This window comes from Halorhodospira sp. 9622, from assembly GCF_022228025.1.
GTDB classification, from domain to species: domain Bacteria; phylum Pseudomonadota; class Gammaproteobacteria; order Nitrococcales; family Halorhodospiraceae; genus Halorhodospira; species Halorhodospira halophila_A.
The window spans coordinates 12,900-39,106 of sequence record NZ_JAJNRE010000001.1 but is presented as its reverse complement, the minus strand read 5'-3'; the positions used below and the strand labels follow the sequence as shown (position 1 = coordinate 39,106).

The window sequence follows — 26,207 nt, the reverse complement described above, 5'->3', positions numbered from 1 at the left end:
TGCGACGATCTGTCGTCCTGCGCGACCGAATGCTAAGGCCCTGTATTGAAAGGTTGTGTCAATCGTGAGGCACGTCCAGCCAGCTTGACACACCCCGGGGGGCGCTTTAGATTCGCCGAGAAGTCACTCCCGTAAAGTGGGGATGCAGCGCAATGCAGCATCAGGGTTCCATGAAATCACCTCCCGCCGGTCTATACACCGACGAAGAGCGCCGCCGTCGAGACGAGTCGCCCTGGACCCTCGTCCAGGGGATTCTGGCTCCCACGCAGTTCATCGTGTTTCTGGCCAGCCTGGGGCTGGTTCTGTGGTATCTCGCCACCGGCGAACTGCTCGAGTGGGCAGCCTGGTCGATCATCATCAAGACCCTGATCCTCTACACGATCATGGTCACCGGGGCGATCTGGGAGAAGGAGGTCTTCGGGCACTACCTTTTCGCTCCCGCGTTCTTCTGGGAGGACGTGGTCAGCATGGGGGTGATCGTCCTGCACACCGCGTACCTCGTGGTCTGGTTCGGTGACTTCCTGACCCCGGTCCAGCAAATGTGGATCGCGCTGGCCGCCTACGCGGCCTACGTCGTCAACGCCATGCAGTTTCTCCTCAAGCTCCGCGCCGCGCGCCTGCAGGAAGAGCAGATGCGCGCCGCCGGGCAGGGAGGGGCGGAATGACGCAAGCGGATCGCTGCAATGCCGGCGGGGTCTGCGGGGGGCTGGCCCAGGAAGAGGGGCAGCGCCAGGTCTTTTGTGGCCTGACGAGCATCGTATGGCTGCACCGGAAGATGCGCGACGCCTTCTTCCTGGTGGTCGGGTCGCGGACCTGCGCCCACCTGCTGCAGTCGGCGGCAGGCGTGATGATCTTCGCCGAGCCCCGCTTCGCAACCGCGGTGCTCGGCGAGCGCGATCTCGCCGGGATGGCCGACTGCAACGAGGAACTAGATCGGGTCGTCCACGAGCTCCTCGCCCGCCGTCCGGAGATCCGCACGCTGTTTCTGGTCGGCTCTTGCCCCTCGGAAGTCATCAAGCTCGACCTGGACAAGGCCGCGGAGCGGCTGACGGCGGCCCACGAGGGGCGGGTCCGCGTGCTCCCGTATTCGGGCAGCGGGCTCGAGACAACGTTCACCCAGGGCGAGGATCAGTTCCTGGGCACGCTGGCGCATGAGCTTCCGCCGAGTCAGGAGGACACGCCCTCGCTTATCGTTCTCGGCACCCTCGCGGACGTGGTCGAGGACCAGTTCCGGCGCCTGTTCGATCAGCTGGGAATCGGTCCCGTTCATTTCCTGCCGCCGCGCACCGGGGCCGAGCTGCCGCCGGTCGGCCCCGGGACCCGCGTCCTGCAGGCTCAGCCGTTCACTGGCGAGGCGACTCGTGCGCTCATTCGCCGCGGCGCAGAGCGGATCGATGCCCCGTACCCTCTGGGGATTGAAGGAACGCGCAGCTGGCTCCAGGCGGCCGCCCGATCCTTCGGGGTCTCCGATGAGCGGCTTGAGACGGTCATCGAAGCGCCCATCGCGCGGGCACAGGCAGCGCTGGAGCGGCAGCGGGAAGTGCTGCGCGACAAGCGCATCACCTTCCTGCCGGACTCGCAGCTGGAACTGCCGCTGGCGCGATTCCTCAGCGTGGAGTGCGGCATGCAGCCAGTTGAGGTAGCCACGCCGTACTTCGACCGCGAGTTCCACGGCCGGGAGCGGGATGCTCTCGCAGAGGGGGTTCGCTTGGTCGAGGGGCAGGATGTCGACGCCCAGCTGGACCGGTTGCGCGAGGACCGTCCCGATCTGACGGTCTGCGGGTTGGGGCTGGCGAACCCGCTGGAGGCGGAAGGCCTGCGCACGAAATGGTCCATCGAGCTGGTCTTCTCGCCCATCCAGGGCTTCGAGCAGGCTGGCGATCTCGCCGAGCTCTTCGCCCGCCCGCTGGTCCGCCACGAGACGCTGAAGGTGTAGAGGATGCAGCTGACGCTCTGGAGTTATGAAGGCCCTCCCCACGTCGGCGCGATGCGGATCGCGGCGTCGATGAAGGGGGTCCACTGCGTCCTCCACGCTCCTCAGGGTGACACCTACGCCGATCTGCTATTCACCATGATCGAGCGCCGCCCCGGGCGTCCGCCGGTGAGCTATACCACCTTCAATGCGCGGCACCTGGGCCGGGATACCGCCGAGTTGGTGCGCGAGACGGTGACCGCTGCCTACCGGCGCTATCGGCCGGAAGCGCTGTTGGTCGGCGATTCCTGCACGGCGGAGCTGCTGCAGGATCAGCCCGGGGATCTGGCACGCGGCATGGACCTGCCGGTCCCGGTGATCGGGCTGGAGCTGTCGGCATACTCACGCAAGGAGGGGTACGGCGCCAGCGAGGCCTTCTACCAGCTGGTTCGCGGACTGCTCGAGGGCGACAGTGGAGGCGCCGCTGCACAACCGGATACGGCGCGTGCCCCGCGCGCCAATCTGCTCGGTCCCACGTCGCTTGGTTTCCGCTGCCGGGATGACGTGCAGGAGGTTGCCCGGCTGCTCGAATCGGTCGGTGTCGAGGTCAACGTGGTTGCTCCGCTCGGGGCTAGCCCAGATGACCTGCGCCGCATCCCCGAGGCCGATTTCAACGTCTGCCTCTATCCCGAGGTGGCGCGCACGACCTGCGACTGGCTGCAGCGCCGTTTCGGGCAGCCGACCGTCACTACGGTGCCCCTTGGCCTGGGCGCTACCCGCGATTTTCTGGCCGAGGTCGGGCGGGTGACCGGCCTGGACGTCAGCGAGGTGCTGGCCGAAACCGATGCGCGCATGGCCTGGTACAGCCGCTCGGTCGATTCCAACTACCTGACCGGAAAGCGGGTGTTTATCTTTGGTGACGGTACGCACGCCGTCGCCGCGGCGCGTATCGCCAGCGAGGAGCTCGGCTTTCAGGTCGTCGGACTGGGGACCTACGCCCGCGAAGAGGCGCGGGAGGTGCGTCGGGCCGCCAAGGCCTACGGGGTCGAGCCGCTGATCACCGACGACTACCTGGAGGTGGAGCGTGCCGCGGCCGAGGCCAGCCCGGAGCTGGTGCTCGGCACGCAGATGGAGCGGCACATCGCCAAGCGCCTGGGACTGCCGTGCGCGGTGATCTCGGCACCGGTGCACGTACAGGATTTCCCGGCGCGCTATGCGCCGAACATGGGCCTGGAAGGGGCCAACGTCATCTTTGACACCTGGGTCCACCCGCTGATGATGGGCCTGGAAGAGCATCTGCTCGGGATGTTCAAGGAAGACTTCGAGTTCACGGCTGACGCACCGTCCCACTTGGAAGCCGGCGCAGCGCCGGCTTCGGGCGGGGCGGCTCGGGAAGAGGGACAGACCGAGACGACGGCTGCCGTCGCCGAGTCGGAGCAAGGCGCTGAGATACGCTGGACGCCGGAGGCCGAAGCCGAACTCAAAAAGATCCCGTTCTTCGTGCGGGGCAAGGCCCGGCGCAACACCGAGCGCTTCGCCGCCGACCGAGGCATTGCGACAATAACAGTGGAGACAATTTACGATGCCAAAGCCCACTTCAGTCGCTGACCCGACGCCGGTGCGCGTCGCCATCATCACGCTGGACAGCCACATGGCGGGCGCCGTGGAGCGCGCGCGACCGGCCCTGCAACGCGATATCCCGGGTCTCGAGCTCAGCTACCACGCCGCCTCGGACTGGAACAACAACCCCGCGGCGCTGGAGCGCGCGCGGGAGCGGATCGCCTCGGCGGACATCATCGTCGCCACCATGCTGTTCATGGAGGAGCACATCGAGCCCGTGCGCGAGGACCTCGAGGCGCGCCGGGACGACTGCGACGCGCTGGTTGGCATCATGTCCGCCGGCGAGGTGATGAAGCTCACGCGGATGGGCAAGTTCACCATGGACGGCAGCTCCCGTGGGCCCATGTCCCTGCTCAAGAAGTTGCGCGGGAAGAAGGGCAAGGCAGAGCAGCAGGATGACGACGACGACAGCAGCTCGGGGGAGAAGCAGGCTGCGATGCTGCGCCGCATCCCTCGGATCCTGCGCTTCATCCCGGGCACGGCGCAGGATGTCCGGGCCTACTTCCTGACCTGGCAGTATTTTCTGGCCAGTTCCGACGAGAACGTCGAGAACATGGTCCGTTTCCTCGTCAATCGGTACGCGGCGGGCCCGCGCAGCGGCCTGCGCGGAAAGCTGGAGGTGCAGGATCCCATCGAGTATCCCGATGTCGGCGTCTACCACCCGCGCATGGAGCGGCGCATTGGCGACAGCCCGGCCCATCTTCCGGAGCCGGAGGGTGGCGCCTCGCGCGGGACGGTCGGACTGCTGCTGATGCGCTCGTACGTACTGGCCGGTGATTCGGCGCATTACGACGGCGTCATCGAGGCCCTGGAGAGCCGCGGTTATCGGGTCATCCCGGCCTTCGCGAGCGGCCTCGACAACCGTCCGGCTGTCGAGCGGTTCTTCATGGCGGACGGCCGCGCCTGTGTCGATGCGGTGATCTCGCTGACGAGTTTCTCGTTGGTGGGGGGGCCGGCCTACAACAACTCCGGCGCCGCCGAGCGGCTGCTGCGCAAGCTCGACGTGCCGTATCTCAACGCCCAGGCGCTGGAGTTCCAGTCCCTGGAGCAATGGGAAGGTTCCGATCGCGGCCTTACCCCGGTAGAGACCACCATGATGGTGGCCATCCCCGAGCTTGATGGTGCCACTGGACCGGTGGTCTTCGGTGGCCGTGCGGCGATCCCTGGGGCCGACGGTGTCTGCCGCATGGAGGCCCACCCCGAGCGGGCCGCGATGCTGGCCTCCCGGGTCGATCGGCTGATCCGCCTGCGGCGTAGCCCACGCAGCGACCGCAAGCTGAGCATCGTCATCTTCAGCTTCCCGCCGGAGGCCGGCGCCCTGGGCTCGGCGGCATACCTGTCGGTATTCGCATCCCTCTACAACACCCTGGTGGAACTCGATGATGCCGGCTATCGGGTCGATCTGCCCGAGTCCGTGGACGATCTGCGCGATCGCATCATCAAGGGCAACGCCGGCAGCTATGGGGCCCACGCCAACGTCCACCACCGGGTGACGGTGGACGACTATGTTGCCCGCGAGCCCTATCTCAAGGAGATCGAGGAGCAGTGGGGACCAGCTCCGGGCAAGGCGCAGAGTGACGGACAATCCATCCACGTCCTCGGCGCGCAGTTCGGCAACGTCTTCGTGGGCGTGCAGCCGGGCTTTGGTTACGAGGGCGACCCGATGCGGCTGCTCTTCGAGAAGGGGCTGACACCGACCCACGCCATGTCGGCGTTCTACCGGTACATCCGAGAGGATTTTGGGGCGGACGCGGTGCTGCACTTCGGCACCCACGGTGCCCTGGAGTTCATGCCGGGCAAGCAGTGCGGCATGAGCGCAGGTTGCTGGCCCGATCGGCTGATCGGCGATCTCCCCAATTACTACCTCTACGCGGCGAACAACCCCTCCGAGGGGTCCATCGCCAAGCGGCGCTCTGCCGCCACGCTGATCAGCTATCTGACCCCGCCGGTGGGCAAGGCGGGCCTGTACAAGGGGCTGCTTGAGCTCAAGGCTTCCGTGGAGCGCTACCGCTCTGCGCCGCCGGACAACGTGGAAGAGCGCACCGAGCTGGCCCGCCTGATCCAGGCCCAGGCCGCCGAGGTGGATCTGGCCGAACTTGAGCCCGAGTGGGCCGAGGAGGAAGCGGAGCGGCGCATTGCGCAGCTCAGCGAGGACATCCTCGAGATGGAGTACACCCTCATCCCCGAGGGGCTCCATGTGGTGGGTCAGCCCCCGTCCCGCGAGGGCCGGGTCGACCAGCTGGTGACCATGGCGGAGACCACCCACGGTGTGACCGTGGAGCGGGCCTGTGTCGAGGCACTGGTTGACGGCTGTTCGCCACGGGAGGCGCTGGCCCGGGCCGAGAACGATGACCCGGAGGTCACCGAAGAGGTTCTGGAAGGACTGGCCGACACGGCACGGAAGTTGGGGGATAACCAGGAGCTGCAGGGCATCGTCCACGCCCTGGATGCCCGGTTCGTGCCGCCGGTCTCGGGTGGTGACCTGCTGCGTAGCCCGCAGATCCTGCCTACCGGGCGGAACATGCACGGCTTCGACCCCTACCGCCTGCCCAGCGCCTTCGCCGTCCAGGACGGCGCACGGCAGGCCGAGCGGCTGCTCGAGAAGCACCGCGAGGAGGGCCAGGAGCTGCCCGATTCCATCGCTATGGTCCTCTGGGGGACGGACAACCTGAAGAGCGAGGGAGCCCCCATCGGTCAGGCCCTCCACCTGATCGGTGCCCGGCCGCGTTTCGACAGTTACGGTAAGCTCGCCGGGGCGCAGCTCATCCCGCTCGAGGAGCTAGGTCGCAAGCGCATCGACGTGGTGATCACCCTCTCTGGGATCTTCCGCGACCTGCTGCCCCTGCAGACCCGGGTGCTGGCCGAGGCAGCGTACCTGGCTGCGTCCGCCGAGGACGAGCCGCCGGAGATGAACCCGATCCGCCGCAACGCCCTGGCGTATCAGGAGCAGCACGGGTGCGATTTCGAAACCGCCGCGCTGCGGGTGTTCTCCAACGCGGACGGGGCCTACGGCTCCAATGTCGGCTCGATGATCGACCAGGGCGCCTGGGAAAACGAGGACGAACTGGCGGATACCTATACCCGGCGCAAGTGCTACGCGTACGGGCGCAGCGGTGAACCGAAGCGCCAGGAGGAGCTGCTCGGCAGCATGCTCTCCGGGGTTGAGCTGACCTACCAGAACCTGGAGTCGGTGGAACTCGGCGTGACCACGGTCGATCACTACTTCGACACCCTCGGGGGCATCAGTCGCGCGGTCGCGCGCTCCCGCGGAGGTGAGCACGTGCCGGTCTACATCGGCGACCAGACCCGGGGGGAGGGCAAGGTGCGGACCCTCTCCGACCAGGTGGCGTTGGAGACCCGCACCCGGATGCTCAACCCGAAGTGGTACGAGGGGCTGCTGGAGCACGGTTATGAGGGGGTGCACCAGATCGAGGTCCACCTGACCAACACCATGGGCTGGTCGGCGACCACCGGCCAGGTACAGCCCTGGGTGTATCAGCAGTTTACCCAGACCTTCATGCTCGACGACGAGATGCGCGAGCGCATGGCGCAGCTCAATCCGGCGGCGTCGGCCAAGCTGGCGAACCGGCTGCTGGAGGCCCACGAGCGCAACTACTGGAACCCCGATGAGGAGACGCTCGAGGCCCTGCGCCGGGCCGGGGACGAGCTCGAGGACTACTACGAGGGCGTCAACGAGGAGGAGCAGGCCGCATGAGCAATGGCTCGGTGCCGGTGTCCGGGATCGGAGGCCGAGGCGATGGCGAGGGGAGCTCGCAGGTCCACATGGAATCCACCGGCGGCATGGACCGGGCCAAGGTCTTCGCTGTCTATGGCAAGGGCGGGATCGGCAAGAGTACGACCTCTTCCAACCTTGCCGTCGCCTTCAGCCAGCTGGGCAAGCGCGTGCTGCAGATTGGCTGCGACCCCAAGCACGACTCGACCTTCACGCTCACCAAGCGTCTGGTGCCAACGGTGATCGACAGCCTCGAAGAGGTGGACTTCCACATGGAGGAGCTCCGCCCCGAGGACTATGTCTACGAAGGCTACAACGGCGTGCTCTGTGTGGAGGCCGGTGGCCCGCCGGCCGGAACCGGGTGCGGCGGTTACGTCGTGGGGCAGACGGTCAAGCTGCTCAAGCAGCACCACCTGCTGGAAGAGACCGATGTGGTCATCTTCGACGTGCTCGGCGACGTGGTCTGTGGCGGGTTCGCGGCGCCTTTACAGCACGCGGACCAGGCGCTGATTGTCACCGCCAACGACTTCGACTCGATCTTCGCCATGAACCGGATCGCCGGTGCCATCCAGGCCAAGGCAAAGAATTACAAGGTGCGCCTCGGCGGGGTGATCGCCAATCGCAGCGAGCGGACCGATCAGATTGACCGGATCAACGAGCGCATCGGGCTGCGTACCCTGGCGCACGTGCCGAACTACGACGTGGTGCGGCGCAGCCGTCTTCACAAGGCCACGCTGTTCGAACTCGACGAGCAGTCCGATGAACTCGACCGGGTGCGCGACGAATACCTCAGCCTGGCGGCGGCGCTGTGGAATGGCGTCGATCCGTTGAACCCCGCGCCGTTGAAGGATCGCGAGGTCTTCGATCTGCTGGGGTTCGACTGATGCCTACGGAGTCGTATCAACAACGGCGCAGCCGGGTCACCACCTACTTCGACCGAACGGCCACCAAGGCCTGGGAGCGGCTGACCTCGGATGCCCCGGTCAGCGGTGTCCGGGCCACGGTGCGCGCCGGTCGGGCCGAGATGCGGCAGACGCTGCTCGACTGGCTTCCGGCCGATCTCACCGGTGAACGCATCCTGGATGCCGGGTGCGGCCCCGGTGAACTGAGTGTCGAGGCCGCGCGCCGGGGCGCCCATGTGGTTGGTGTCGACGTCTCGCAAAACCTGATCGATATCGCCCATCAACGGATGCCGGATGACGTGGGTGCCGGACGGTTGGCGTACCACGTCGGCGACATGCTCGATCCGGACTGGGGAGAGTTTGATCGGGTCGTGTCGATGGATGTGCTCATCCACTACCCCTGCGCGGACGCCGTGGCGGCGCTGGCGGGCCTGGCCAGGCGTACACGACAGCAGATGGTGTTCACCTTCGCGCCCCGCACGCCGCTTCTGGCGACCATGCACGCCGTCGGCAAGCTCTTCCCGCGGGGCGATCGCTCTCCGGCGATTGAGCCGGTTGCCGAGCGCCGGCTGCGCCAGGCCATTGGCAACGAGCCGACCCTGGGTAGCGCCTGGCAAGTCGGTCGGACACGCAAGATCGCACGGGGGTTCTACATTTCTCAGGCGTTGGAGCTGCAGCGACCATGACGGATACCGCGTCTCTTCTCAAGGCGCGCCTGCGCCGCCTGGCCGTCCCCTTCGCCGATGTCGGGACCCGGGAACTGCCCATGACGCAGATCCTGCGTCTGTCCCTATTCCAGGTCACTGTGGGCATGCTCTACGTCATGTTCACGGGGACGCTCAATCGCGTGATGATCTACGAGCTGGGCATTGCAGCCTCCCTGCTCGGCGCGGTCATCGCCCTGCCGATCCTGTTCGCACCCTTGCGCCTGCTGATCGGGCACCGCTCGGACCACCGGCGGTCGGCGCTGGGGTGGCGCCGGGTGCCGTACCTCTGGATCGGTACGCTGCTGATGTTTGGCGGCCTGGCGGTGATGCCGTTCGGGCTTCTGGTCCAGGCCGAGTACGGCGCCGATGCGCCCTTCTTGGCATCCCTGGGTGCGGCGCTGGCGTTCTTCCTGGCCGGCCTCGGTGTCCACGTCACCCAGACGACCGGCCTGGCCCTGACCAACGACCTTGCGCCGGAGGGAAAACTGCCGCAGGTGGTCGGCGTGATGTACGTCATGCTGCTGCTCGGCATGGTCATCTCCACCGGTGTGTTCTATCTGCTGCTCTCTGATTTTAGCCACGAGCGCCTGGTGCAGGTGCTCCAGGGGGCCGCTCTGGTGGTCTGGGCGCTCAATGTGTTCGCGCTCTGGCGCCAGGAGCCACGGGATCCCGAGCGCAGCCGCGTCGATCGACCGCGTCCACCGTTAAGCGAGTCGTGGCAAAGTTTCGTAGAGAGGGGGCCGGTGGTTCGCCTCCTGGTGGTCATCGGTATCGGTGCCGCCGGTTTCGGGATGCAGGACATCATCATCGAGCCCTACGGGGCCTCAGTCCTGGGCCTGGAGGTCGCCGGTACCACGCTGCTGACCGGCTTGTGGGCGATTGGCATGCTCATCGGCTTCTGGTTCGCCAAGATGGCCCTTGAGCGCGGGATCAACGCCTACGGTGTGGCGACCATCGGTGCCCTGGTTGGCGTGCTGGCGTTTTCGCTGGTGATCGTCTCGGCACCCCTCGACTCGCCGACGGTCTTCAGGATCGGGCAGGTCGTGATCGGGGTCGGAGGGGCCCTGTTCTACGTCGGGACGCTCGCCGCAACGATGTCGATGGCGACGCGCGAGCAGAGCGGGATCGCCATCGGTGCATGGGGTGCAGTGCAGGCAACCGTGCTCGGTGCCGCACTGGCTGCTGGTGCCGGGATCTCGGATCTGGTCCCGGCGTTGGCGGAAGCCGGCCGGATGCCGGAGTTGTATCTGCACCCGGCGGCAGGGTACAGCGTGGTCTACTCGGTGGAGATCGTGCTGCTGCTCGCCATGGTCGTCGCGGCGTGGCCGCTGGCGCGGTTTGCAAGAGAGGGGGGGAGGAGCGTATCGCCGTCGACAGCAACGTCCAACGAGTCGGGTTACTAGCGACTGCGGTCGCACACGGGCCCTTGGCGCGCCCAGCGTGGCAGGGTTAGGCAAACGTCATCGTCGTCTCGTACAGGCCACGCCGTTCAATCGGTAAGGCCCTTTCGAGTGGAGGTTCGTTATGGAAGGAACTGGCGCTCTTACTGACTACATGAACGTAGCTCAGATGACGCTCTACGCGTTCTGGCTCTTTCTGGCCGGCTTGATCGTCTATCTGCGGATGGAGGACAAGCGCGAGGGGTATCCGCTGCAGGCGGAAGCCAACGAAAACTGCAACCGGACCCCGGAGAAGAAGCTCGGCTTCCCGGCTCCGCCGAGTCCCAAGGTCTTCAAGCTCGCGGACGGCCGCAGCATCCAGGTGCCGCGCGCCGAGAAGACCGACTATGAACTCAACACCCAGCTGCGTGCGGAGCCGACCGCGCCTTGGGACGGTGCGCCCCTGGAGCCGACCGGCAACCCGATGGTTGATGGCCTTGGTCCCGCCGCGTGGGCCAAGCGTGAGGACGAGCCGGAGGTCACCCACGGCGGCAAGCAGAAGATCTGCCCGCTGCGGGTTGCCACCGAGTTCGAGGTGGGCATGAGTCGTGATGTCGCCCGCTTCTGGCCGGAGATTGATCCTGACCCGCGTGGCTACCAGGTGCTTGGTTGCGACGGCAAGGTCGCCGGTAAGATCGTGGATATCTGGGTCGATCGTGGCGAGCTGCGCCCGATGTACCTGGAGATGGACCTCTCCGGCGTGGGTTCCAGCGGCGACCGAGTCCTGCTGCCGATCAACTTCGCCCGCGTCGGCTACGACAGCAAGGTGCGCGTCAACGCCATCACGGGGCAGCAGTTCACCGATGTCCCGCGGCTGCGTGAAGCGGATCGCATCTCGCCGCAGGAAGAGGACTTCATCACCGGGTACTTCGGCGGTGGTGTCCTGTACGCGGTGCCTGGCCGCACGGAGCCGTTCCTTTGAGGACGCACGAGTTCGAACCCATCCCGGGGCTCCCCGAGGAGCTCCCGGATGGGGAAGAGATCCTGTGGCAGGGAAAGCCCGCTTGGTGGTCGCTCGCCAAGCGGGCGCTTCATGTCCGCAAGGTTGCCGCCTACTTCGTCATCGTCGGCACGTGGTTCGCCACGGACGCGCTGCTCCAGGGCGAAGGGGCGGTGGCCGCGGGCGGTTACGCCCTGAACCAGCTGCTCATCGGTGCGGTTGCAGTGGGCCTGCTCATGGCACTGGCTTGGTGGATGGGCACTACCACGCTCTACACCATCACCAACCGGCGTGTGGTGATGCGTATCGGGGCGTCGTTACCCACGACGGTCAATCTGCCGTTTGACCGCATCGAGGCAGCGAACCTGGCCCAGCACAGGGACGGCACGAGTGACGTTTCCCTGCGGCTGGATGAGGGCGAGAAGGTCCGTTTTCTGCTATTTTGGCCCCACGTTCGGCCCTGGCGGCTGAGCCCCCCCGAGCCGACCCTCCGGGTCATCCCGGATGGCGACGAGGCGGCGCGGATTCTGGCCGAGGCGCTGGAGGCCCACCGGGCACGGGAAGAGGGTACGCAGACCGCCTCCGGGGTCGATCAGGAAGCCGCCGCGCACTCCTGAGTGCGGCGGCATTGACCTTCGCCGGAGAGACGATCTGACCATGGCTTCTTCCGACAACGACGAGCATCTTAAGGCAGGACCGATCTCCAAGGTCATTATGCCGGTGACCGCCTTGGGGCTCATCCTGATGCTGACCGTCTACGTGCTTTACACCGAGTTGGTCCTCGGCACGACCGGGACGGATTTTCAGCCCCCGGTGGCTGAGCGTGCGCTGTCGTTCCACGATGTGGATGGCGAGATCGTCGTCCGTGATGGCCGCACCGGCGAGGAGCTGGCGAGGGCTGGCGAGGGCGAGGAGTCTTTTATGCGCCAGACGGTTCGGCAGCTCGCCCAGTCGCGGGTCCGGACGGGCGGCAGTGACGAGGTCCCATTCATCCTCAAGGGGCGCGCGGACGGACGGCTCATCCTCGAGGATCCGGTCACCGGGCAGGGGGTCGACCTGGCCGCGTTCGGTGAGGACAACGCCGGCGCCTTCGTCCGTTTCCTGGACACTGAGGACGAAGAGAACGGCGTCGAGGGGCCGTAATGGTCGAATACCTGCTGCCAGCGCTCTTCGCGCTGTTTCTCTGGTGGTTCAGCACCGGCGTGGTGATCTATCTGGACAACCTCCCGGTGCATACCTTCCGCTGGAGCATGCTCGGTGGGACCGTCGGGCTCGGGATGGGGCTCTACGGGGTGGCGATTAGCAGCACCGACACCTCGGTTGGCGGTGCCTACATCGCCTTTACCAGCGCTTTGCTGATCTGGGCGTGGGTGGAGCTGAGTTACTATACCAATTACCTTACCGGGCCACGGCAGATCCGTTGCCCGCCGGACTGCTCGGGCTGGCGTCACTTCGGTCATGCGCTGCAGAGCAACGTCTACCACGAATTGGCCATCCTAGTGCTCGGCGTCGTGCTGGCGATCCTGACCTGGGGGGACGGCAATCTGGTGGCGCTGTGGACCTTCCTGGTGCTGGCCTGGATGCACGAGAGCGCGCGGGTGAACGTATTCCTCGGGGTGCGCAATCTCAACGAGGAGTTCGTGCCGGAGCACATGCAGTTCCTGCGCGGTTTCATGCGGCGGCGCCCGATGAACCTGTTTTTCCCGTTTTCGGTGAGTGTCTCTACCGTTGCGCTGGTGCTTCTGGTTCAGGCCGCTATGGCCCCGGGGGTTGATGCGTTCACCGCCGTGGGGCTGACGCTGGTGGCGACTCTGATGGCGCTAGCCATCCTGGAACACTGGTTCCTGGTCATCCCCATGCCCACCGCCTTCCTTTGGCATTGGGGCCTCAAGGCGCGCAACCGGGGCACGCGGGAAGTGGCTGCCAAGCCGGCCGACGCGGACGCCTCCTCCTCCTCGGGGTGACCGCCGAAGATGGCTGGCAGTGGACGCTCTGCGCGGTGGGATCTGGGGCTGGCACTGGCTGCGCTGATCGCTATCGGCGTGGCGCTCCATCAACTTTTCGGCGACGAGGTCGGCATTGAGCGCGAGGTGCTGACCATCGCTGATACACCAGCTACGATCTATCGGCCGGAAGCCGGTCAACCGGGGCCGGTCGTGCTTGTCTCCCACGGGTTTGCCGGCTCGCGCCCCCTCATGGATCCCTTCGCCCTGACGCTGGCCGGTAACGGCTATACCGTGGTCAGTTTTGACTACCTCGGCCACGGTCGGAATCCACGCCCGTTGCACGGTGACATCACCGCACAGGATGGCGCAGCTCAGGCGCTGGTGGAGCAGACGGAGCGGGTGGCCGACTACGCTCGGGCGGAATTGATGGGCGAGGCTGAGCCCATGGCCGTCCTTGGCCACTCCATGGCGTCGAACATCATCGTACGGTTCGCGCAGCAGCGGGACGATGTGGTGGCCACGGTGGGGGTGTCCATGTTTGCGCCGACCGTGGATGCCGAGACCCCGGCCAACGTAATGAGTGTGGTTGGGGGGTTCGAGCGTCGTCTGCAGGAGGAGGGTCAACGCGTGGTGGCGATGGCCTTTGCCGAGCTCGAGCCCGAGGACGTGGAGTTCGGGCGGACCTACGGCGACTTCGGCGACGGCACTGCGCGGCGCATTGCAGTGGCGCCGGGGGTCGAGCACGTGGGTGTGCTGTACAGTCAGGTCAGCCTGAAGGAGGCGGTGGCCTGGCTGGATCAGGCGTTCGAGCGCGACAGCGACGGTTGGGTGGCGGCCCGCGGGCCGTGGGTGGCCCTCCTGCTGGCGGCGGTGATCACCCTGGCGCGGCCGGCTGCGCGCCTGCTGCCGCGGGTGGCCGTGGTCGGGCAGGGAGCGGGTGCCGGATGGCGGCGTTTGGCCGTTGTTGCCGGTGTCCCGGCGCTGGCGACGCCACTGGTGCTTGCGCCGGTGCCTACCGACTTCCTGCCGGTGGTGATCGGCGACTACGTTGCCATCCATTTCGGGGTTTACGGGCTGCTGAGTACGGTCCTGCTGTGGTGGACCGCGGGGCGGCCCGGCGTGCGGGATATCGCCGCCGCCGTCGGCGTGTCCGGACGCACCGGGGGGCGCTGGCTGCTCGGCGCTGCTGCGGTCACCGCCTACTGCCTGGTCATCCTTGGTGCGGTGCTCGATCAGTTCGTGACCGTTTTCTATCCCTCCATCGAGCGGCTGCCGCTGATGCTAGCGATGGTGGCCGGCACGCTGCCGTACTTCCTCGCCGATGAGTGGCTGAGCCGGGGGCAGGGGATGCGCCGCGGCGCCTACGCCGCCACCAAGGTGCTCTTCCTGGTCTCGCTGGGACTGGCGGTGGCACTCGATCCGCAAGGGCTGTTCTTCCTGCTGCTCATCGTCCCGGTGGTGGTGGTCTTCTTCGCGGTCTACGGGCTGTTCAGTCGGTGGGTCTACCGGCACACGGGGCATCCGCTGGTGGCCGGCTTGGCCAACGCGGTGGCGTTCGCCTGGGCGCTCGGAGTGACCTTCCCCATGTTGGGCGGTCCGGCCGGCTGATATCGCGGCGGGCGGAGAGAAGTCAGCGGTAGCGCAGCTCGAAGACGCAGCGTTCGTCACCAGCGGCCGCGCAACGGGTCTCGCGGATGGTGGAGTCGCCGTGGACGAGCGACCGGAACAGGTGCTCAAAGGCGGCGGCATGCCAGTGGCAAACCGGCCCTTCGGCCCGCTCGCCGGCGATGACCGGGTTGTGGGCCAGCTCCAGCAAGCAGGGTCGACCCTTGCGAATGGTCAGCTGTCCGGAGCCGACAAACGTCCAGGCGTGCTGGGAGATGGCCTTGAGCAGCATTGGTCCGGCCAGGACCGGCGGCAGAAACCGCAGCAGGGCCCGGATAGGGGCGGGGATGCGGTTGTTCAGGACGTACTCCCCGGTCCGCTCGCCTGCCTCGCGCATCACCCGCGCGCCCCGGTCGGCGCCGAGTTCGCGTCGTACGCACTGGTGGAGTGCGGCGACCGTTGACTCCGGAACCATCGCCTCTGGGGGATGCTCGAGCCAGTCGGATAGCCCAGCGGCGTCAAAGCACCGCCGGGCGGTATCCTCGTCTTCGAGGGCGGACAACGCCGCCGCAACCTGAAGGATCGCGTTGGGCCCGATGCGGGCCTCTTCATGTTGCCCGGTCGCTGCGTCCACTCCGGAACCCTCAGACTTCGTCGGTCTCAGCAGCCTTCTGCTGCTTGTCCTTGCCGGGGACTCCGTCCCGGTGGACCTGCACGGTGGCTTCCGCCGGGGTGCGTTCCGTCTCCGTGCCCGCCTTGTGAGACCGGGCAGCCTTGATTTCTTCCTTGGATGCGTGCTCCTCGTACTCCGCCCGCTGTGCCTCGGAAAGGGTCCGCGATTTGTCGAAGTTCTTCTCGATGTTCTCGCTGACCTTCTTCCGGGTTTGCGGACCCCAGTAGCCATGCTTGCCCAGGTCGTAGAACTTGCGCTGGAAGCCAGCCTTGAGGAAGGCCTTGAGGCAGCCGAAGAGATACTTGCGCCGGTCACCGGTCCCCGCCCACGGGTAGGAGAACAGCGCCTTGCGCATGTAGAAGCGCCGGTAGTTGCTCATCGTGCGATCGAGCAGCTCGCCGCGGTCCATGGCCTGCGGCTTGATGATCGGCGTCACGAAGTTGTACTTCTCGAAGTCGTACACCTCCACGGTGTCCTTGAGCTCGCGGAACAGGTCCGAGAACGGCCAGGGGGTGTACATGGCCCAGTTGGCCAGGTCCGGCTTCCAGTCCTGGGCCATCTGGTAGGTCTCTTCGAGCGTCTCGGCGGTTTCGTTCTCGAGACCAACGATGAACTGAGCCTCGACCACGATCCCGGCGTTGCGCAGGAGTTCGATCGCCTTCTTGTTCTGGGCGACGGTGGTCTCCTTGTTGAACCGGTCCAGCTTGAGCTGCGCGGCTGCCTCTGTGCCCAGCGAGACGTGGATCAGGCCGGCCTTGCGGTAGAAGGGCAGGAGTTCCTCGTCGCGCAGCACGTCGGTGACACGGGTGTTAATGCCCCAGAGGATGCCGCGTTCCGGGAGTCCGCGGTCGATCAGCTCCTGACAGAACTCGATGAACTTCTTGCGGTTGATGGTCGGCTCTTCGTCGGCAAGGATGAAGAATCCGACGTCGTGCTCGTCGGCAAGCTTCTCGATCTCGTCCACGACCTTCTTCGGATCGCGGATCCGGTAGTCGCGCCAGAACTTCCACTGCGAGCAGAACGAGCAGGTGAACGGGCAGCCCCGCGCCATGTTGGGGATGGCGACTCGGGTGTTGAGCGGGATGTAGGTGTACTTCTCCCACTCCAGGATGCCCCAGTCCGGCTCGATGCTGTCGAGGTCCTTGATGGTCGGCGCCGCCGGCGTGGCGACGATCTGCTCGCCGTCGCGGTAAGCGATCCCGAGGATGGACTCGCGCTCATCGGGCCAGCGCCCCTCGTCAACCGCGCGAGCGAGGTTGACCATGATCTCCTCACCCTCGCCACGGACCACGGCGTCAATCCAGGGCGCCTCGCTGAGGACCTGCTTGTACATGAAGGTCGGGTGGATACCACCGATGAGGGTGACGACCTCGGGGTCAACCTCCTTGGCGATCTCCAGGCTTCGCTCGGCGACGTAGATCGAAGGCGTGATCGCTGTCGTCGCCACGATGTCCGGTTTTTCCTTCTCCAGTTCCTCGCGGATGTACTCGTCGGAGAAGTTGTTGGTCATCGCGTCGATGAACCGAATGTTGTCGTAGCCGGCGCGCTTGAGATGGCCGGCCAGGTAGGCGACCCATGCCGGGGGCCAGTTGCCCGCGATTTCCGCACCGCCCGAAGAGTAGTTGGGATGGATAAAGACGATACGCATGGGTCGAGCCTCCGCGACTGCCTTGGTAACTGCGTGATTCGGTCTATCCGCGTAACTTGCACGGCTAGACCGCCTGCTGTCTAGGGTCCTTGACGCTGGATCTTCGATGGTTGACCGATATCGTGATCGGCCGCGCCAATAAGACGTCGCCGGGCGCCTGGATCAGGCAGCCCGGCGGTCTCTGGCGCAGCAACCGGGGCGCTCCCGCCCGGCTGGTTCACCCCGTACCTGAAGCGGTGGGGTCAGCCCCGCCGCAGCTGGTCCGCGGGGACGTCGCGGGGACCCACCTCGGCGGCATCACCGGCGTCTTCCCAGGCCCAGCACCAGCCGTTGGCATTGACCAGGCGCTTCTCGTCCATGCCGAAGGCGGCGCAGTAGCCGTGGTCTCCGTCCTCCTCGTGGGGGACGTAGAGCAGGCAGTTGGCGCAGAACTGGTGGCTTTCGAAGCGGGGATGGTCCATGTCGGCGTCGGCCTGATTATGCACGTAGCCGATGCCCTTGGCCTCCGGCGCATCCTCGCTGATGATCTCCCAGGTCCGGTCGTTGCCGTTGTTGTTGTCATCCGCCATGGCCTTGGAGCCGAACAGGCTCGCGGCCGGGATCGCCGCCGTGCTCATTAGGCCCAGGCGCAGGAACTTGCGGCGGGAGCGGTCACACGGTTTCTTGCTCATCATTCTGGCTCCTCTCACGTCAGGGTCGAGGTGACCTTCCAATGCACCACCCCGGCCGACTCAGGGGGCCGGTGATGGATCTTTCCAGTATACGGTTCTGTGCGACGTAACGGCGCATTTGCCAGCGTTTAGAGAATGGTCGTACTATCGCGCCAGGCGCAAGGGGGGCGCGACGATGTTGCCCAATGCGCGCCGAGGTCTCTAGCGGGGAGGACACGATGGAGCACGTGGTGATCGTCGACCCGGAAGGGCAGCGCGTCGGCACCGAAGAGAAGATCCGCGCCCACGCCGACGGCGGGACCCTGCACCTGGCGTTCTGCGTGCTCGTGTTCAGTCCGCGCGGTCATTTGCTCCTGCAGCGTCGCGCCGATAGCAAGTACCACTTCTCGGGGCTCTGGTCGAACTCCTGCTGTGGCCATCCGCGGCCCGGCGAGGGCGTCACCGAGGCGGCCGAGCGCCGCCTGGGCGAAGAGTTCGGTTTCACGACCCGCTTGCAGCCGGTTGCGCAGTTTACCTACCACGCCGAAGATCCTCATACCGGGCTCGCCGAACATGAATACGCCCATGTGCTGATTGGCCGCGCCCTGGACGATCAGCCCGCCCCGGATTCGGCTGAAATCGGCGCATGGGCCTGGGCGGCCCCGTTGCGGATTCAGGCGGATACCGAGCAGCATCCCCGGCGTTACACGCCGTGGTTCCGGCGTCTGATTCGTGAGCAGCCGGTCGCGGAGTGGGCGGCCCGGTAGGGCTGTACCGGGCGTGTCCCTCTGTTAATCTGCGCGCGGGCCGGGCGGCCCGTTTCCGCAAGGTCACTGACTCCAAAAACTGGGACGGCACAATCCATGGCACCAGCGTTTCCCTTCTCGGCGATCGCCGGGCAAGACGAGATGAAGCTCGCGATGACCATTGCCGCGGTGGACGGCTCCATCGGCGGTGTATTGGTCTTTGGCGACCGCGGCACCGGCAAGTCGACGGTAGTCCGTGCCCTGGCCGGGCTGCTGCCGACGATTCGCGCAGTGTCTGACTGCCCGTACCACTGCAACCCGGATCACGACGATACCCTCTGCGATCACTGCCGGGAGCAGACCCAGGCGGGCAAGCAACTTAACGTGCAAGAGATCAACGTGCCGGTGGTGGACCTGCCGCTGGGGGTGACCGAGGACCGTGTCGTCGGTGCCCTCGACCTTGAGCAGGCGCTGACGCGGGGGGAAAAGGCCTTCGAGCCGGGGCTTCTGGCACGCGCCAACCGCGGTTTTCTTTATATCGACGAGGTGAACCTCCTCGAGGATCACATTGTTGACCTCCTGCTTGACGTGGCCGCCAGCGGCGAGAACGTGGTCGAGCGCGAGGGGCTCAGCGTGCGCCACCCGGCCAAGTTCGTCCTGATTGGCAGCGGCAACCCTGAGGAGGGAGAGCTTCGCCCGCAGCTGCTCGACCGTTTCGGGCTGTCGGTGGAAGTCTCCACGCCGGAAGACCTGCATACGCGCATGCAGGTGGTCCGCCGGCGCGATGAGTACGAGTCCGACCCGAAGGCGTTCGTGCGCAAGTGGGCGGATCATGACGCCGAGGTGCGGGAGCGCATCGAGCGCGGACGCGAGCAGCTGCCGCACGTCGAGGTCACCGATGAGATCCTTGAGCGCACGTCGACGCTGTGCATCGCCCTGGGCACCGACGGGCTCCGCGGTGAACTGACCCTGATCCGTGCCGCCCGCGCTGCCGCTGCCCTCGAGCAGGCGGGTCAGGTCGAGGTCAAGCACCTGCGCCAAGTGGCGAGTGTGGCGCTGCGCCATCGGCTGCGCCGCGATCCCCTCGACGAGTCCGGGTCCACCACCCGGGTCCAGCGAGCCGTGGAGGAGCACCTGCCTGCATGAGCGCCGCGCTCGATTACACCAACGCCGAGTCCGCCTGGGAGGATGCGACGTGCGCCGCGGCGCTGCTGGCGATCGACCCCCCCGGCGTGGGGGGGGTATGCCTGCGCTCGCTGCCCGGGCCGGTGCGCGAGCGCTGGGTGCAGATCGCCCGTGAGCTGCTGCCCGCGGGTACGCCCTGGCGCCGCATCCCGATCAATATCTCGGACAGCCGCCTGCTAGGCGGGCTCGACCTGACCGCTACGCTGCGTTCCGGCCGGCCAGTGGTCGAGCGCGGGGTGTTGGCCGAGGTCGATGGCGGCGTGGCCGTGCTGGCGATGGCTGAGCGCATTGCGCCGGCCACGGCCGGCAAGCTGGGGGCCGTGCTCGATAACGGCGAGGTCCGACTGGAGCGGGACGGCCTGGCCGATCGGATGACGAGTCGTTTCGGGGTGATCGCCCTGGACGAGGGGGCAGAGGAGGACGAGCGGCCGGTGGGACCGCTCCGGGACCGCCTGGGTTGCCATCTCGAGCTTAACGGGATTCCGGTCCACGTCGCTGGCGGCTGCGAGTACACAGCGGAGGATGTCGCTGCGGCCCGCGAGCGTCTGGACCAGGTCACTTGCTCTGACGACCTCGCCGAGGCCCTGTGTGCCGGCGGGCTGGCGCTCGGCATCGGCTCGCTGCGCGCACCGCTGCAGGCCCTGCGCGCCGCGCGGGCGGCCGCTGCGCTGGATGGGCGGACCGAGGTCAGCCAGGAGGATGTTGCCCTGGCCACCCGCCTGATCCTGGTGCCGCGGGCCACCCGCATTCCGGAGATGCAACAGCCGGAACAGGAGCAGCCCGAAGAGCAGCAGGAGCCTGAACAGCAGGAGGCCGAGCAGCAGGAACAGGAGGAGCCGCCCCCGCCGCCAGAACAGGAGACGGATGAGGAGCGGCCGGAGGATGACGGCGGCGAGCAGGACCAGCCCGAGGAAGGGCCGGACGAGGAGGACGACGAAGAGCAGGCGCCGGCGGAGATCCCCGCCGAGGTGGTGCTCGATGCAGCGCGTGCCGTACTGCCTGACAACCTGCTGCAGCAGATGAAGATCCGGGAACTGGCCCAGCGCAACCGCTCGCAGACGCCGGGGCGGGCCGGTGCCCTTCAGCAGGGCGGTGGGCGCGGCCGGCCGGCCGGGGTGCGCCCGGGCAGTCCCGGTGGCGGGGCTCGGTTGAATGTTGTGGAGACCCTGCGCACGGCGGCCCCCTGGCAGCCCCTGCGGCGCCAGCACGACCAGACCGGCCGCCGGGTGATCGTCCGCCCCGAGGACTTTCGTATTACCCGGTTCAAGCAGCGCAGTCAGACGACGACCATCTTCGCGGTGGACGCCTCGGGGTCATCAGCCATGCACCGCCTCTCCGAGGCCAAGGGCGCCGTGGAGCTGCTGCTGGCCGAATGCTACGTGCGTCGGGACGAGGTGGCGCTGGTTGCCTTCCGGGGCCGAGGGGCCGAGGTGCTGCTGCCGCCGACGCGCTCGCTGACCCGCGCCAAGAAGGGGCTTGCCGGGCTGCCCGGGGGAGGCGGCACGCCGTTGGCTGCAGGCATCGATACCGCCCGACAGCTCACCGACGAGGTCCGCCGCAAGGGCGCCACCCCGGTGTTGATCCTGCTCACCGACGGCCGCGCCAATGTCACCCGTGAAGGGGTGGGCGGTCGTGAGAAGGCGCAGCAGGAGGCCACCGAGTCGGCTCGCGCCATCCGGGTGATGGGGATCCGGGCTCTGGTGGTGGACACCTCGCCGCGGCCGCGGCCGATGGGTCGTGAGCTGGCCGAGGCCATGGGCGCCGAATACCTGCCCCTGCCGCGTGCCGATGCCTCTTCGATCAGCTCAGCGGTGCAGGCGGTGACCGGTACCGGGCGCTAGACCTAGGAGGGAGGCCATGGGAGCGGGTTTGGCCTGGGAGCGGGAGGCTGCCGGGTGGCCGAACCACAAGGCGAGCCGTTTCGTCGACGCGGGCGGGTTGCGCTGGCACGTCCAGGTCTACGGAGAGGGGCCGCCCGCCCTGCTGCTGCATGGCAGTGCCGCTTCCGTTCACTCCTGGCGCGATTTCGGCCCGCGGCTGGCTCGGCACTATACCGTGGTCGCGCCGGACCTGCCGGGTCACGGATTCAGCGCCCCGCCGCCGCGCCGCCTGCAGACTCTGGGCGGGGCCGGGCAGGGGATCGCCGAACTCCTCCATGCGCTTGAGCTGTGTCCACGGGTGGCTATCGGCCACTCGGTGGGCGCAGCGCTGCTGGCGCGCATGGCCCTCGACGCGCGGATCCGCCCGGATGTGCTGATCAGCATCAACGGCGCCTTTCTGCCCTTCAGCGGCATCGCCGGCCACCTGTTTCCCACCACCGCCCGTCTCCTGACTTACAACCCGCTGGTCCCCTTCTGGTTCGCTTTTCGTGCCCGCAACCGGGATTTCCTCGCGGATGTGCTGGCGCGCACCGGATCCCGGATCGACGAGGCGGGTATCGACCTCTATCAGCGGCTGGCCACCCACCCAGGGCATGTGGCCGCTGCGCTGGGGATGATGGCCCGCACCCATGACGGTCTCTACGCGCTGATGGAGGATCTGCCGCGGCTGACCGTGCCGCTGGTCCTGTTCGCAGCCAGTGGGGATCGCACCGTGCCCCCGGCGCAGGCCGAGCGGGTTCGGCTGCGGGTGCCGTCGGCGCGACTGGAAACCCTCTCCGACCTTGGCCATCTGGCGCACGAGGAAGCACCGGATCGGGTGGCCGAGCAGGTCCTGGCCGCCATCCGCACGACCGCGCCAAAAGGTCGCGGTGAAGCGGATGTTCGTTGACATAGTCCCGACCGTACTTAAGGTGAAACCTATGCGAATGAATCCTGATGCTCCTGCACCCGCTGTCGGCGGTCAGTCTCCCCACGCCGTGGTCATCGGGGCCGGCTTCGGCGGGCTGGCGGCGGCCATCCGTCTCGGCGCGCGTGGCTACCGGGTCACCGTGGTGGACCGTCTGGACGGACCAGGGGGGCGGGCCTACGTGCATCATCAGGACGGATTCACCTTCGATGCCGGGCCGACCATCGTGACCGCGCCATTTCTCTTCCGGGAACTCTGGGAGCTGGCGGGTCGGCGCTTTGAGGACGACATCGACCTGCGCCTGATGGACCCCTTCTACCGGGTCCGTTTCGATGACGGCAGTCACTTCGACTACACCGGCGATCCGGAGCGGATGCGGGCCGAGGTGGAGCGCTTCGCACCCGGCGATGTCGATGGCTACCACCGCTACATGGCGGCCAGCGAGGAGATCTTCCGGATCGGCTTCGAGGAGCTCAGCTACAAGCCGTTCAACCGGTTTACCGACATGCTCCGCGTGGTCCCGGACCTGATCCGGCTGCAGAGCTACTACAGCGTTCACGGGCTGGTTTCGCGCTACGTCAAGGACGAGCGGCTGCGTCAGGTGCTCAGCTTCCACCCGCTGCTCATCGGCGGCAACCCGTTTTCGGTGACCTCGGTCTACTGCCTGATCGAGTACCTTGAGCAGCACTGGGGGGTCCACTACGTCATGGGTGGTACGGGCAGGCTGGCCAGCGGCATGGCCGATCTGATCGCCGGGCAGGGGGGCGAGGTCCGTTACAACGCCGACGTCGAGGCGATCACCGTGGATCAGGGGCGGGCGACCGGCGTGGAGCTGAGCAGCGGCGAGCGCATCGCGGCCGATGTCGTTGTATCCAATGCCGATGCCGCCTGGACCTACCGCAAGCTGGTGCCGGCCAGTGCCCGCCGCCGCTGGAGCGATCGCCGCCTGGACCGGGCGCGCTACTCCATGGGTCTCTACGTCTGGTACTTCGGTACCCGCCGCCAATACCACGACGTGCCGCATCACACCATCCTCATGGGGCCACGGTACAAGGAGCTGATCCGAGACATCTTCGAGCGCAAGGTGCTGGCGGAAGACTTCAGCCTGTACCTGCATCGGCCGACGGCCACCGATCCGTCCCTGGCGCCGGAGGGGTGTGACGCGTTCTATGTGCTCTCGCCGGTGCCCCACCTCGGTGGGGACGTGGACTGGGAGGCGCAGGCCGAGCCCTACCGGCAGGCGATCTCGCAGTACCTCAGCGAGACGGTCCTGCCCGGGCTGGAGGAAGAGCTTGTGACCTCCCTGGTGGCCACGCCGCTTGATTTCCGCCACCGGCTGAAGTCGTGGCTCGGCACCGGCTTCAGCCTGGAGCCGGTGCTCCAGCAGAGCGCCTGGTTCCGCCCGCACAACCGCAGCGAAGACGTCCAGAACCTTTTCCTGGTCGGTGCCGGTACGCACCCCGGCGCCGGCCTGCCCGGTGTAGTCTCATCCGCCAAAATCCTCGACGAGGTAGTCCCAGATGCTCGTACCTTCGCCTGATCCAAGCCTGGCGCCGGAGCCGTACCTGCTCCATACCGATCGCCGAGCTTGTCGGGCCCTGCTCAGCACCGGGTCGCGGACCTTCATGGCGGCTTCCTGGCTGCTCCCGCGGGAGCAGCGGGATGCCGCGACGGCCCTTTACGCCTTCTGTCGCGAAGCGGATGACGCCGTGGACGAAGGACCGGGTGATGCGGCGGCCCTGGCCGCGCTCCGTGAGCGCCTGGAGGCGGCCTACGCCGGCCGGCCCCAGTCGCACCCGGCGGACCGTGCCTTTGCCTGCGTCGCCCACTACTACAACATCCCGCAAACCTTGCCGGGGGCCCTGATCGAGGGGTTTCGCTGGGACGCCGAGGGACGCGGCTACGAGACCATCGAGGAACTCTACGAGTACGCCGTGCGCGTTGCCGGGACCGTCGGCGTAATGATGTCGCTGCTTATGGATGTGCGCAGCCCGTCCGCCCTGGCTCGGGCCTGCGATCTTGGGATCGGCATGCAGCTGACCAACATCGCCCGCGATGTGGGTGAGGACGCGCGGCGTGGCCGGCTCTATCTGCCGCGGCAGTGGATGCGCGAGGCCGGCGTCGACCCGGACGCCTTCCTCGCCCGGCCGCGGTTCTCGTCGGAACTCGGCGGCGTCATCCAGCGACTGCTGCGGGACGCCGATCGCCACTACGAACGGGCGATGCCGGGATTCCACGCGCTGCCTCGCCGGGTGCGCCCCGGCCTGTGCGCAGCACGTCTGCTCTACGCCGAGATCGGCCGCGAGCTGGAACGCCGCGGCTGTGACTCGGTGAACCAGCGGGCCGTGGTCAGCGGGCAGCGCAAAGTGCGTGTCCTCTCTCAGGTTGCCTCGACGCTGGCCGCCGCGCCGCGGGACGATTCGGCGCCGGCCTTGCCACAGGGGCAGTACCTGATCGATGCTGTCAGGCAGGTTCCCGAGGCCGTCGGCCCGCCGGGGCGCTTAGAGGGGCAGGTCGCCTGGGTGCTGGGCCTGTTCGAGCGCCTCGAGCGGATGGACGCGGAGCGCCTGGAGCGTATGGACGCCGCCCGTTCCGGGCGTCAGGTCTCCGGATAGTCCGGGCGGCGTCGCTGCGCGGAGGGGCGGTCGATGGATCTGCCCGGTTTCATCATCTTCAAGCTCGCACTCGTGGCTTTGGCCATGGCCTACGCCGTACGCGAGATCGTGATCATGCGCCGCGACCTGCGGCAGATCCGCGAGGAGCGCGAACGCGATCGGGACGGCGCCGGACGCTGACAGGCCACGGGCAGCCGGGGCTGCTCGTGGCGACGGTCGCCGCTTGCCCAGTACCTCAGCCGGTACGCGTCACGCGGCGAGGCATCCGGAATGGCAGCAAGGGTTTGACCCAGGCGCTGGCGAAGCGGTTGAGGTCTAGGCTTTCGTGGACCGCTCGCAACGGGCGGCCGTCCACCGCCGTATCGACCAGGGAGCGCGCGTAGAACGGCGTGTCCTCCAGGGTCTCGATGAGTCGGGCCTGCTCCGGGGCGTCGGCCGGGATGCGCCTGCGGATGCCCCACAGCGCCGTTGGCAGGGGGGCCGATGCCGGAGCAGGGGCCTCGCTGACCGCCCCCTGCCGGTCGAAACGGATCGTCTTGCGGTACGCCTCCCCCTGCCGGGGGGTGACGTCGTAGAGCACCGTGGTGCCGTCGGCATCGCTGGCGCGCGACCAGTGCCAGCCGCTGAATCCGTCCTCCAGCGGTTCATCGCCGGCGTTGGTGTCGAGGTAGCCCTCGCCCTCCCAGCGGACCCGCGGCTTCTCCAGCTCGACCTGGACCCGGGCGCAGGGGGCCAGGGCACACCAGCGGTGGCGGCCAGCGGGGTCGAGAACCAGCGCCTGGTCGTTGGCGACCCGGGGGGTCAGGCGAATGCGGCCGCGCAGGTACGCCGGGCGCGGGAAGGTTAGCTCGTCGATGTCCAGCAGGAGCTCCCCGTCCACCCACCGCGCCTGGCTGGGGCCGACGACCAGGGTGTCACGGTCGCGTCGCAGCGCGTGTCGGTCCCGTTCGGTCATGCACCAGTGTCCGCGCTTCTCGCCGTAGAGGGCGACGTTGAAGGCGCAGTGGTCCTCCGGAATGGGCGTCCCGCGCTGCCGTGCCCACGCATAATAGGGTGAGAAGACGCTGCCGACGAACAGGATGACCGTCAGCCCGTGACG

The 26,207-nt window shown here is 67.3% G+C and carries 23 protein-coding genes; 19 read left to right on the top strand and 4 right to left on the bottom strand.

Translation table 11 applies throughout. The features are described 5' to 3' along the window. Nucleotides 1–152 precede the first annotated feature (152 nt). The 12 genes from bchF (at nt 153) to LRG07_RS00125 (ending at nt 14,807) form a co-directional block, all read left to right on the top strand. Nucleotides 153–665, top strand: a complete 513-nt coding sequence (gene bchF / locus LRG07_RS00180; RefSeq protein WP_201171060.1) for a 2-vinyl bacteriochlorophyllide hydratase — start codon at nt 153–155, stop codon at nt 663–665. Next, a complete protein-coding gene (locus LRG07_RS00175) occupies nt 662–1,936 on the top strand; it encodes a ferredoxin:protochlorophyllide reductase (ATP-dependent) subunit N (RefSeq protein WP_201171057.1) in 1,275 nt (424 codons plus the stop codon). The genes bchF and LRG07_RS00175 overlap by 4 nt, the downstream gene beginning before the upstream one ends. A gap of 3 nt (nt 1,937–1,939) precedes the next feature. Beyond that, nucleotides 1,940–3,520, top strand: a complete 1,581-nt coding sequence (gene bchB / locus LRG07_RS00170) for a ferredoxin:protochlorophyllide reductase (ATP-dependent) subunit B (protein WP_201171054.1) — start codon at nt 1,940–1,942, stop codon at nt 3,518–3,520. Continuing rightward, on the top strand, nt 3,495–7,247 hold the full coding sequence (locus LRG07_RS00165) for a magnesium chelatase subunit H (protein WP_201171051.1): 3,753 nt from the start codon (nt 3,495–3,497) through the stop codon (nt 7,245–7,247). Before bchB ends, LRG07_RS00165 begins: the two co-directional genes overlap by 26 nt. Further along, nucleotides 7,244–8,149 carry a ferredoxin:protochlorophyllide reductase (ATP-dependent) iron-sulfur ATP-binding protein gene (gene bchL, locus LRG07_RS00160; RefSeq protein ID WP_201171042.1) on the top strand — a complete coding sequence of 302 codons (906 nt, stop codon included), beginning with the start codon at nt 7,244–7,246 and terminating at the stop codon, nt 8,147–8,149. Before LRG07_RS00165 ends, bchL begins: the two co-directional genes overlap by 4 nt. Beyond that, nucleotides 8,149–8,853, top strand: a complete 705-nt coding sequence (gene bchM, locus LRG07_RS00155) for a magnesium protoporphyrin IX methyltransferase (protein ID WP_201171040.1) — start codon at nt 8,149–8,151, stop codon at nt 8,851–8,853. The genes bchL and bchM overlap by 1 nt, the downstream gene beginning before the upstream one ends. Then, on the top strand, nt 8,850–10,277 hold the full coding sequence (locus LRG07_RS00150; protein ID WP_201242187.1) for a BCD family MFS transporter: 1,428 nt from the start codon (nt 8,850–8,852) through the stop codon (nt 10,275–10,277). Before bchM ends, LRG07_RS00150 begins: the two co-directional genes overlap by 4 nt. Nucleotides 10,278–10,398: 121 nt before the next feature. Then, complete coding sequence (puhA, locus tag LRG07_RS00145; RefSeq protein WP_238632486.1) at nt 10,399–11,235, top strand: photosynthetic reaction center subunit H; 837 nt, start codon at nt 10,399–10,401, stop codon at nt 11,233–11,235. Continuing rightward, nucleotides 11,232–11,870, top strand: coding sequence for a photosynthetic complex putative assembly protein PuhB (gene puhB, locus LRG07_RS00140; protein ID WP_201242189.1), 639 nt, complete (start codon nt 11,232–11,234; stop codon nt 11,868–11,870). Before puhA ends, puhB begins: the two co-directional genes overlap by 4 nt. 40 nt (nt 11,871–11,910) lie before the next feature. Beyond that, entirely contained in the window at nt 11,911–12,396 is a 486-nt protein-coding gene (gene puhC / locus LRG07_RS00135; RefSeq protein ID WP_201242190.1) for a photosynthetic complex assembly protein PuhC, read from the top strand. Next, nucleotides 12,396–13,217, top strand: coding sequence for a putative photosynthetic complex assembly protein PuhE (gene puhE / locus LRG07_RS00130; RefSeq protein ID WP_201242191.1), 822 nt, complete (start codon nt 12,396–12,398; stop codon nt 13,215–13,217). The genes puhC and puhE overlap by 1 nt, the downstream gene beginning before the upstream one ends. Nucleotides 13,218–13,226: 9 nt before the next feature. Continuing rightward, complete coding sequence (locus LRG07_RS00125; protein ID WP_238634406.1) at nt 13,227–14,807, top strand: alpha/beta hydrolase; 1,581 nt, start codon at nt 13,227–13,229, stop codon at nt 14,805–14,807. Between the two features lie 22 nt (nt 14,808–14,829). Here the strand turns inward: LRG07_RS00125 and bchJ are convergent, their stop codons facing one another. The 3 genes from bchJ to LRG07_RS00110 all read right to left on the bottom strand — a co-directional run bounded on the left by bchJ (nt 14,830) and on the right by LRG07_RS00110 (nt 17,796). After that, on the bottom strand, nt 14,830–15,438 hold the full coding sequence (bchJ, locus tag LRG07_RS00120; protein ID WP_201171023.1) for a bacteriochlorophyll 4-vinyl reductase: 609 nt from the start codon (nt 15,436–15,438) through the stop codon (nt 14,830–14,832). A gap of 10 nt (nt 15,439–15,448) precedes the next feature. Continuing rightward, nucleotides 15,449–17,125, bottom strand: coding sequence for a magnesium-protoporphyrin IX monomethyl ester anaerobic oxidative cyclase (gene bchE, locus LRG07_RS00115; RefSeq protein ID WP_201171021.1), 1,677 nt, complete (start codon nt 17,123–17,125; stop codon nt 15,449–15,451). Nucleotides 17,126–17,367: 242 nt separating this feature from the next. Next, nucleotides 17,368–17,796 carry a high-potential iron-sulfur protein gene (locus tag LRG07_RS00110; RefSeq protein ID WP_201171020.1) on the bottom strand — a complete coding sequence of 143 codons (429 nt, stop codon included), beginning with the start codon at nt 17,794–17,796 and terminating at the stop codon, nt 17,368–17,370. A gap of 218 nt (nt 17,797–18,014) precedes the next feature. On the opposite strand from LRG07_RS00110, the gene idi reads away from it, so the two are divergent. The 7 genes from idi to LRG07_RS00075 all read left to right on the top strand — a co-directional run bounded on the left by idi (nt 18,015) and on the right by LRG07_RS00075 (nt 25,288). Beyond that, entirely contained in the window at nt 18,015–18,542 is a 528-nt protein-coding gene (gene idi / locus LRG07_RS00105; RefSeq protein ID WP_238634404.1) for an isopentenyl-diphosphate Delta-isomerase, read from the top strand. Between the two features lie 96 nt (nt 18,543–18,638). Then, nucleotides 18,639–19,667, top strand: a complete 1,029-nt coding sequence (gene bchI / locus LRG07_RS00100) for a magnesium chelatase ATPase subunit I (RefSeq protein ID WP_201242195.1) — start codon at nt 18,639–18,641, stop codon at nt 19,665–19,667. Then, on the top strand, nt 19,664–21,547 hold the full coding sequence (locus LRG07_RS00095; RefSeq protein WP_201171013.1) for a VWA domain-containing protein: 1,884 nt from the start codon (nt 19,664–19,666) through the stop codon (nt 21,545–21,547). The genes bchI and LRG07_RS00095 overlap by 4 nt, the downstream gene beginning before the upstream one ends. A gap of 16 nt (nt 21,548–21,563) precedes the next feature. Beyond that, nucleotides 21,564–22,475 carry an alpha/beta fold hydrolase BchO gene (gene bchO, locus LRG07_RS00090; RefSeq protein ID WP_238641542.1) on the top strand — a complete coding sequence of 304 codons (912 nt, stop codon included), beginning with the start codon at nt 21,564–21,566 and terminating at the stop codon, nt 22,473–22,475. A 31-nt stretch (nt 22,476–22,506) separates the two neighbouring features. Continuing rightward, the gene (locus tag LRG07_RS00085) at nt 22,507–24,033 is read left to right on the top strand and encodes a phytoene desaturase (protein ID WP_201242196.1); all 1,527 of its coding nucleotides are present in this window, start codon (nt 22,507–22,509) and stop codon (nt 24,031–24,033) included. Continuing rightward, nucleotides 24,014–25,108: a phytoene/squalene synthase family protein gene (locus LRG07_RS00080; protein WP_238634402.1), complete on the top strand. Its 1,095-nt coding sequence runs from the start codon at nt 24,014–24,016 to the stop codon at nt 25,106–25,108. Before LRG07_RS00085 ends, LRG07_RS00080 begins: the two co-directional genes overlap by 20 nt. Nucleotides 25,109–25,141: 33 nt before the next feature. After that, nucleotides 25,142–25,288, top strand: a complete 147-nt coding sequence (locus LRG07_RS00075; protein ID WP_201171005.1) for a hypothetical protein — start codon at nt 25,142–25,144, stop codon at nt 25,286–25,288. A gap of 55 nt (nt 25,289–25,343) precedes the next feature. On the opposite strand, the gene LRG07_RS00070 is transcribed toward LRG07_RS00075, so the two are convergent. Continuing rightward, nucleotides 25,344–26,063, bottom strand: a complete 720-nt coding sequence (locus LRG07_RS00070; protein ID WP_238634401.1) for a carotenoid 1,2-hydratase — start codon at nt 26,061–26,063, stop codon at nt 25,344–25,346. Nucleotides 26,064–26,207 lie beyond the last annotated feature (144 nt).

Bases quoted from the DNA above. Each gene is read 5' to 3' on its own strand.
- bchF (WP_201171060.1), top strand. From the start codon at position 153: ATGCAGCATCAGGGTTCCATGAAATCACCTCCCGCCGGTCTATACACC.
- LRG07_RS00175 (WP_201171057.1), top strand. From the start codon at position 662: ATGACGCAAGCGGATCGCTGCAATGCCGGCGGGGTCTGCGGGGGGCTG.
- bchB (WP_201171054.1), top strand. From the start codon at position 1,940: ATGCAGCTGACGCTCTGGAGTTATGAAGGCCCTCCCCACGTCGGCGCG.
- LRG07_RS00165 (WP_201171051.1), top strand. From the start codon at position 3,495: ATGCCAAAGCCCACTTCAGTCGCTGACCCGACGCCGGTGCGCGTCGCC.
- bchL (WP_201171042.1), top strand. From the start codon at position 7,244: ATGAGCAATGGCTCGGTGCCGGTGTCCGGGATCGGAGGCCGAGGCGAT.
- bchM (WP_201171040.1), top strand. From the start codon at position 8,149: ATGCCTACGGAGTCGTATCAACAACGGCGCAGCCGGGTCACCACCTAC.
- LRG07_RS00150 (WP_201242187.1), top strand. From the start codon at position 8,850: ATGACGGATACCGCGTCTCTTCTCAAGGCGCGCCTGCGCCGCCTGGCC.
- puhA (WP_238632486.1), top strand. From the start codon at position 10,399: ATGGAAGGAACTGGCGCTCTTACTGACTACATGAACGTAGCTCAGATG.
- puhC (WP_201242190.1), top strand. From the start codon at position 11,911: ATGGCTTCTTCCGACAACGACGAGCATCTTAAGGCAGGACCGATCTCC.
- puhE (WP_201242191.1), top strand. From the start codon at position 12,396: ATGGTCGAATACCTGCTGCCAGCGCTCTTCGCGCTGTTTCTCTGGTGG.
- LRG07_RS00125 (WP_238634406.1), top strand. From the start codon at position 13,227: ATGGCTGGCAGTGGACGCTCTGCGCGGTGGGATCTGGGGCTGGCACTG.
- bchE (WP_201171021.1), bottom strand. From the start codon at position 17,125: ATGCGTATCGTCTTTATCCATCCCAACTACTCTTCGGGCGGTGCGGAA.
- LRG07_RS00110 (WP_201171020.1), bottom strand. From the start codon at position 17,796: ATGAGCAAGAAACCGTGTGACCGCTCCCGCCGCAAGTTCCTGCGCCTG.
- idi (WP_238634404.1), top strand. From the start codon at position 18,015: ATGGAGCACGTGGTGATCGTCGACCCGGAAGGGCAGCGCGTCGGCACC.
- bchI (WP_201242195.1), top strand. From the start codon at position 18,639: ATGGCACCAGCGTTTCCCTTCTCGGCGATCGCCGGGCAAGACGAGATG.
- LRG07_RS00095 (WP_201171013.1), top strand. From the start codon at position 19,664: ATGAGCGCCGCGCTCGATTACACCAACGCCGAGTCCGCCTGGGAGGAT.
- bchO (WP_238641542.1), top strand. From the start codon at position 21,564: ATGGGAGCGGGTTTGGCCTGGGAGCGGGAGGCTGCCGGGTGGCCGAAC.
- LRG07_RS00085 (WP_201242196.1), top strand. From the start codon at position 22,507: ATGCGAATGAATCCTGATGCTCCTGCACCCGCTGTCGGCGGTCAGTCT.
- LRG07_RS00080 (WP_238634402.1), top strand. From the start codon at position 24,014: ATGCTCGTACCTTCGCCTGATCCAAGCCTGGCGCCGGAGCCGTACCTG.
- LRG07_RS00075 (WP_201171005.1), top strand. From the start codon at position 25,142: ATGGATCTGCCCGGTTTCATCATCTTCAAGCTCGCACTCGTGGCTTTG.
- LRG07_RS00070 (WP_238634401.1), bottom strand. From the start codon at position 26,063: ATGACCGAACGGGACCGACACGCGCTGCGACGCGACCGTGACACCCTG.